Origin of the sequence: Streptomyces sp. col6, assembly GCF_008042035.1 — a bacterium.
Taxonomy (GTDB): domain Bacteria; phylum Actinomycetota; class Actinomycetes; order Streptomycetales; family Streptomycetaceae; genus Streptomyces.
Genome location: NZ_RDBL01000025.1, coordinates 72,163 through 78,961, shown reverse-complemented (window position 1 = coordinate 78,961; position 6,799 = coordinate 72,163). Strand labels below are relative to the sequence as shown.

The window sequence follows — 6,799 nt, the reverse complement described above, 5'->3', positions numbered from 1 at the left end:
GACGACAACATCCTCGTCGAGTACGGACCCATGACGCTCGACCTGGGCCTGCGGATGCGCGTCCACGCCCTCGCCGAGCACGTGCGGGCCCTCGCCCCGCGCGGGCTGGTCGACGCCACTCCGGGCGTGCGCTCACTGCATCTGCACACCGATCCGGACGTGCTGCCGCTGCGCACCCTGCTCGGTCTGCTCCGGGAGGCCGAGGACGAGATAGCGGGCGTCGAAGACGGTACGGCGTACGTCCTCGACGCTGTCCAGGCCGTTGATACGGCGGATGAACTCGATGTTGGACGGGTTCCAGGGCGCGTCGCCGCGCACCGACGCGGCGTAGCGGTCGATGGCCTCGTCGACGGTGGGGTCGTCCCACGACAGGGGCAGGTGAACGTCCCGGCTCGGGACGGTCAGCTCGGCGGTGGCCGGCAACTGCTCCTCGGCCTCCCGGAGCAGACCGAGCAGGGTGCGCAGCGGCAGCACGTCCGGATCGGTGTGCAGATGCAGTGAGCGCACGCCCGGAGTGGCGTCGACCAGCCCGCGCGGGGCGAGGGCCCGCACGTGCTCGGCGAGGGCGTGGACGCGCATCCGCAGGCCCAGGTCGAGCGTCATGGGTCCGTACTCGACGAGGATGTTGTCGTCGGCGCCCCGCCGGTACGTGACCTCCGGGGCGGTGTCGGTGGCCGGGCGCCGGCCGAGCACGCCGTCGTCGCCGTCCGGGCCGCCGGGGGCCGGCAGCGTGAGCAGCGCGGGGGTCCGGCGCAGGGCGTCGGCGGTCTGCTCGGTGACGGGGACGAACTGGACGGTGTCGCCGGGGCGCAGCTGCCCGGTCTTCCAGCGCTCGCCGCGCACGACGGTGACCGGGCAGGCGAAACCTCCCAGGCTCGGCCCGTCGGGGCCGAGGATCGCCGGGGTGTCGCCGGTGAGGTTGACCGCGCCGACGGAGTACGCGGTGTCGTGCACGTTGGACGGATGCAGCCCCGCCTCCCCGCCGTCCGGCCGTGCCCACTCGGGACGGGGCCCGACGAGACGCACACCGGTGCGCGCCGACTGCGCGGAGACCTTCCAGTGCGTCCCGTAGACCGTCTCGATGCCGGCACGGGTGAGGAAGTCCGGTGCGGCGTGCGGCCCTTCGCTCACCGCGATACGCCAGTGGGCGGTGAAGTGCGGACGTGCGCCCGCCGCCACGGGGGCCGGAGCCGGGGCGTCCGGCGCGGGGCGGGCGGGCCGCAGCACGTCACCGGTGCGCAGGGCACGGCCCGCGTGGCCGCCGAAGGCCCCGAGGGCGAAGGTGGCCGCGCTGCCCAGGTAGGCGGGGACATCGAGACCGCCCCGGACCAGGACGTAGGTGCGCATCCCGGGGCCCTGGGCGGTACCGACGTCCAGCAGCTGGCCGGCGGCGAGATCGAGCGGTTCCCACATGGCTGCGGGGCGCCCGTCGACGGTGACCGTGGCCGGGGCGCCGGTGACGCAGACGACGGCCGGCGCGGAGCAGCGCAGCGCGGGCCCCTCCAGCGTGCACTCCAGACCGGGTACGCCCTCCGGGTTGCCGACGGCGGTGTTGCCGAGACGGAACGAGAGGTCGTCCATCGGGCCGCCCGGCGGGATGCCCACCTCCCAGTAGCCGGTGCGCCCCGGCCAGTCCTGCACCGTGGTCTGGGCACCTCCGCGTTCCACGTCGATGCGCGGCCGGGGATCGCGCAGTCCGGCCAGGGTGGCCGTGGTGTGCCGGGCGTCGAGCACCACCGGCTCGCGGCAGGCGGCGCGCAGCAGCCCGAGGTTGGTCTCCACCCCGTCCACCACGGTCCCGTCCAGGGCCTCGGCCAGCCGGGCGAACGCCTCCGCCCGGGTGTCACCGGTCGCGACGACCTTGGCGAGCATCGGGTCGTACGCGGAGGAGACGTGCTGCCCGGTCTCCGCCCAGCCGTCCACCCGCACGCCGGCGGGGAAGGCGACCCGGGTCAGCAGGCCGGAGCTGGGCCGGTGGTCCCGGGCCGGGTCCTCCGCGTAGATCCGCGCCTCGACCGCGTGCCCCCGGGCGGGCGGTTCCTCCAGGAAGCCGCTCTCGCCGCGCGCCAGCCGCAGCATCCAGGCGACCAGGTCGATGCCGTGGGTCTCCTCCGTCACCGGATGCTCCACCTGGAGGCGGGTGTTGACCTCCAGGAAGTACGCCTCCTCGCGCACCGGGTCGTACACGAACTCGACCGTGCCCGCCGAGCGGTAGTCCACCGAGGCGCACAACTCCCGGGCCGCGGTGTGGAGTCCGGCGCGCACGTGTGGGGGAAGGTGCGGCGCCGGGGCCTCCTCCAGCACCTTCTGGTTGCGGCGCTGGAGGGAGCAGTCGCGGTCGCCGAGCACCATGACGGAGCCGGCGCCGTCGCCGAAGACCTGCACCTCGATGTGGCGGGCGCGCTCCACGTACCGCTCCAGGAAGACGCCGCCGTCGGCGAAGCTGCCCCGGGCCAGGCGCGACACCCTGGCGAAGGCGTCCCGCAGCTCCCGGGGCCCGGCGCACGCCTGCATGCCGATGCCGCCTCCGCCGCCGGTCGCCTTGAGCATCACCGGGTAGCCGGTCCGCTCCGCCGCGCGCACTGCCGCCTCCTCGTCGGCGAGGAGCCCGCTGCCGGGCAGCAGGGGCACGCCCGCCGCGAGCGCCGCGTCCCGTGCCGTGTGCTTGGCGCCGAAGACCTCCAGTTGGGCGGGCGTGGGGCCGACGAACGCGAGGCCCGCCTTCTCCACGGCGGCGGCGAACGCCGTGTTCTCGGACAGGAATCCGTAGCCGGGGTGGATCGCGCCGGCCCCGGTGGCGAGCGCCGCCTCCAGGACCGCGTCGGCGCGCAGGTAGCTCTCGGCGGCGGGGGCGGGGCCGAGGCGCACGGCCTCGTCGGCCATGCGGACGTGCGGGGCGGTCCGGTCGGCGTCGGAGTACACGGCCACCGTGCGCAGGCCGAGGGCCTCGGCGCTGCGGATGACACGGCAGGCGATCTCTCCGCGGTTGGCGATGAGCAGGGTGTCGAACATGACGGCAACTCCTCGGTACGGGGCCGGGGTTCAGGCGAGGGGCGGCTGGGCGGGCAGCACGTGGTCGCCGACGCCGTCGGTGCTCAGGCAGAGCGAGCAGACCAGCGCGTCGTGGGTGGCGCAGGCGGCGAGGTCGGGGCGTTCGTACGACTGGTGGCAGACGTGGCAGTCGAGGGTCACCGCGCTCGGGTTGCCGTCCGCGTCGAGCATCGGCTCGTCCAGGCCGTCGTCGGTGCGGCGCAGGTAGTACCGGCCCCTGGTGACGACCGCGACCATCGGGGTCAGGACGAAGGCGATGACGGCGGCGGCGACGGGGGAGTACGGCTGGAGGGTGTCACCCAGGGCGTGGAAGTACATCGCGATCGACAGCCCGGACGCGGCGGTGAACGCGACGACGCCGACGGGGTTGACCGCGTACAGCATGCCGCGCCGGAACTCCGGACGGAGCGGCGAGATCCGCAGCAGGTACTTGTTGACGCCGATGTCGGTGGCGACGGTGACGATCCAGGCGATGGCGCAGTTGGAGTAGAAGCCGAGGATGTCGTTGAGGAAGCTGAACATGTCGGCCTCCATCAGCGCGAGCGCGAAGCCGAGGTTGACCAGGACGAAGACCAGCCGGCCGGGGTAGTGCTTCGTGACCCGGGTGAAGGAGTTGGTCCACGCGAGCGAGCCGGAGTACGCGTTGGTCACGTTGATCTTGATCTGGCTGATGACCACCAGGACCACGGCCAGCGGCACGACCAGCCAGGACGGCAGCATCGCGTCGAAGGCGCCCCGGAACTGCCGGATCGGCTCGGGCGCGGCGGCCGGTCCGACCTCGGCGATCACATACACCGCGAGGAACACACCGATGGCCTGCTTGAGCGCGCCCAGCACCACCCACCCGGGACCGGCCATGACCACGGCGGTCCACCAGGTGCGCCGGTTGGCGTCGGTCTTCGGCGGCATGAAGCGCAGGTAGTCGATCTGCTCACCGATCTGCGCGATGAGGGAGAGGCAGACACCGGCGCCCAGCAGCACGGACGCGGTGTCGAGGCCGCCCTTGCCGTCGGTTCCGGCGTACGACAGGAACCGGTCGACCGTGCCGGGGTCGGTGGCGACCAGATAGACCAGCGGGCCGACCATGAGCAGCAGCCAGATCGGGGTCGTCCACACCTGGAGCTTGCTGAGCGCCGACATCCCGTAGATCACCAGCGGGATGACCATCAGCGTCGAGACCAGATAGCCCAGCCAGAGCGGAAGTCCGAGGCCGAGTTCGAGGCCCTGGGCCATGATCGAGCCTTCGAGCGCGAAGAAGATGAAGGTGAAGCTGGCGAAGATGACGCTGGTCAGGACCGAGCCGTAGTACCCGAAGCCGGAGCCGCGGGTGATCAGGTCGAGGTCCAGGTTGTACCGGGCGCCGTAGTACGCCAGCGGGAAACCGGTGGTGAAGATGACGACGGCGGCCACCGCGATCGCGACCAGCGCGTTCCCGGTGCCGTGGGCGAGGCCGATGCCGGCGCCGATGGAGAAGTCGGCCATGTAGGCGATTCCGCCGAGGGCGGTGGTGGCCACGACCGCGGGGGTCCAGCGGCGGTAACTGCGGGGGGCGAAGCGGAGGGTGTAGTCCTCCAGGGTCTCGCTCGTCGCCCGGCTGCTGGGCGTGTTCGGTGGGGTGGAGGTCGTGCGTGACTCGGTCGTACTCATGGGCAAGCCCTTCGGGGAGCGGTGGGCGGAGGGAAGGCCGTGCTGAGGACGGGCGGGGCGGGCGGCAGCCGCCGCGGGATTCAGAGGCGGTCGGCGTGCAGGGCCATCTGCGTCATGGCGCGCTGGGCCCGTTCGAGTACGACGGCCATGGAGTCGCCGACATGGGCGTGCAGGGCGCGGTGGCCGTCGTCGAGGCGTCCGTCACGGACGGCCTCCATGATCTCGATGTGCTCGGTGATGGTCGTCTCCACCCGGTCCCGGGTGAGGAAGTCGTACATCCGCACCCGGCGGATGCGTTCGCTGACGGCCACGAGGGCGTCCGTCAGGGCGGGGTTCCCGGAGGCGCGGGACAGCTCCGCGTGGAAGCGCTCGTCCTGGACGACGAAGCGGGGGTCGGGGTCCGGGGGCCGGTCGCGCATGGCGTACCAGCGTTCCAACTCGGCCTTCAGCAGCGTCGGTTCATGCCGGACGGAGGGGGCATCGATGGCGCGGGCGATGCCTCGCAGCTCCAGGGTGACCCGCAGTTCGTACAGGTCGCGCAGCTGGGTGAGGTTGGGGATCGTGACGAAGAAGCCGCCGTCGCCGCGTTCGATCAGACCGTCCGCGAGGAGACGCGCCAGGGCCTCGCGCACCGGGGTCCGTGACACGCCGAACCGTGCGGCGAGCCGCATCTCGGCCAGCCGCTCGCGCGGCCCGAACTCACCGTCGAGCACGGCCGCGCGCAGCTGCCCGTAGACCAGCTCGCGCAGCGGGGGCGCGGGTGCCGTGCCGGTGTCCCGCTCGGTGTCCGGAGGCGTATACAGCGTCGAATCCATGAGCGGAGACGCTAGGAACCGGTTGTTTCACCGAAGGCCACGACGGCGTGAACGACGCGTTTCGGTCAACTCACCTGGGTCGCAGCGGACATGGCGAAGGACGCCCTGCGCCGAGCGGAAGCGCGGGGCGTCCTAGCCGTGGCCGACCTGATGTGCGCCCGGTGGTCAGCCCGTGGCGCAGGACACCGTCGGCCAGGTCCAGGTGCCGTTGCTCTGGATGGTCACGCCCCAGTTGTTGCCGCTGCCGTTGGGCTTCGCGGTCAGGACCTGGGCGCTGGGGTAGGAGGCGCTGATGTTCCAGGTGGTGAGGACCTTCTCGGGTGCGGGGAGGCGCAGGGTGACGGTCCAGTCGGCGCCGCCGGTGACGGAGACGTTGAGGTTGTAGCGGTCGCCCCACCGCTGACCGGCGGACAGGGCCGCCGTGCAGCCGCCGGTGTTCCCGCCCCCGCCGTTTCCGCCGTCGGGCGCGACGGCCCGCCCGGTCTGCGGCGAGATCATGCCCGAGCAGAGGCCGCGGGAGGCGAGCGACTGGGCGATGCGGGGGATGGCGGCCAGGGTATTGGCCGGCCACTCGTGCATCAGGATGACCTGCCCGTCGGAGAGCCGTGACACCGCCTGGACGATCGCGTCGGTGCTCGCCCCGTTCCAGTCCTGCGAGTCGACGTCCCAGATCACCTCCGTGAGGCCGTACGCGGCCTCGACCGCCTTGAGGGTCGCGTTGGTCTCCCCGTACGGCGGCCGGAACAGCTTGGGAGTCCCGCCGCCGGCCGCCGCGACGGCCTGCTGGGTGCGGGAGATCTCCGAGTCCATCTGGTCCCGGCTCTGCTGGGTGAGGTGAGGGTGGGTGTAACTGTGGTTGCCGACCCACATGCCCGCGTCGACCTGGGCCTTCACCTGGGCCGGGTACGAGGCGGCGAACTGGCCCTCGTTGAACATCGTGGCCCGCAGACCGTTCTGCTTCAGGGCGTTGAGCAGGGCGGGGGTGTGGTCGTTGGACGGGCCGTCGTCGAAGGTCAGACCCACATAGCCGGTGCAGGTGGCGGCCTGTGCCGGGGCGGCGGCGGTGGCCGTCAGACCCAGGGAGCTCGCCGCGGTGATCGCGAGACCGGCGGCCAGGGCGGCGGGGCGGCGCTGGGGACGCAGACGCATGGAGGGTCCTCCCGGTGAGGGGTGATCCGGCCGCAACGGGGGCGCGGCCAGTCCTGCCCCGGAGTTTTTGGTGGCCCTCCTGTGCTGTCAATGGTTTCGGCATATCTTTCGAAAGCATCGGTGGCATGGTGTGCGGC

The 6,799-nt window shown here is 72.5% G+C and carries 3 protein-coding genes and 2 pseudogenes; 1 reads left to right on the top strand and 4 read right to left on the bottom strand.

Annotation, left to right across the window (positions count from 1 at the left end; translation table 11 throughout):
* Window positions 1–30: 30 nt before the first annotated feature.
* Window positions 31–159: pseudogene (locus tag EAO73_RS37375) on the top strand (hypothetical protein); the annotation flags it as partial.
* Between the two features lie 36 nt (window positions 160–195).
* Here EAO73_RS37375 and uca read toward each other — a convergent pair.
* From uca to EAO73_RS26895, 4 genes and pseudogenes are all read right to left on the bottom strand, one after another.
* Window positions 196–3,012: pseudogene (gene uca / locus EAO73_RS26910) on the bottom strand (urea carboxylase); the annotation flags it as partial.
* A 30-nt stretch (window positions 3,013–3,042) separates the two neighbouring features.
* Window positions 3,043–4,698, bottom strand: coding sequence for a purine-cytosine permease family protein (locus EAO73_RS26905; RefSeq protein ID WP_147974170.1), 1,656 nt, complete (start codon window positions 4,696–4,698; stop codon window positions 3,043–3,045).
* Between the two features lie 80 nt (window positions 4,699–4,778).
* Window positions 4,779–5,513 (bottom strand): GntR family transcriptional regulator, encoded by a 735-nt coding sequence (locus EAO73_RS26900; RefSeq protein ID WP_147974169.1) that lies wholly within the window; start codon window positions 5,511–5,513, stop codon window positions 4,779–4,781.
* Window positions 5,514–5,678: 165 nt separating this feature from the next.
* Window positions 5,679–6,662 (bottom strand): polysaccharide deacetylase family protein, encoded by a 984-nt coding sequence (locus tag EAO73_RS26895; RefSeq protein ID WP_147974168.1) that lies wholly within the window; start codon window positions 6,660–6,662, stop codon window positions 5,679–5,681.
* Window positions 6,663–6,799 lie beyond the last annotated feature (137 nt).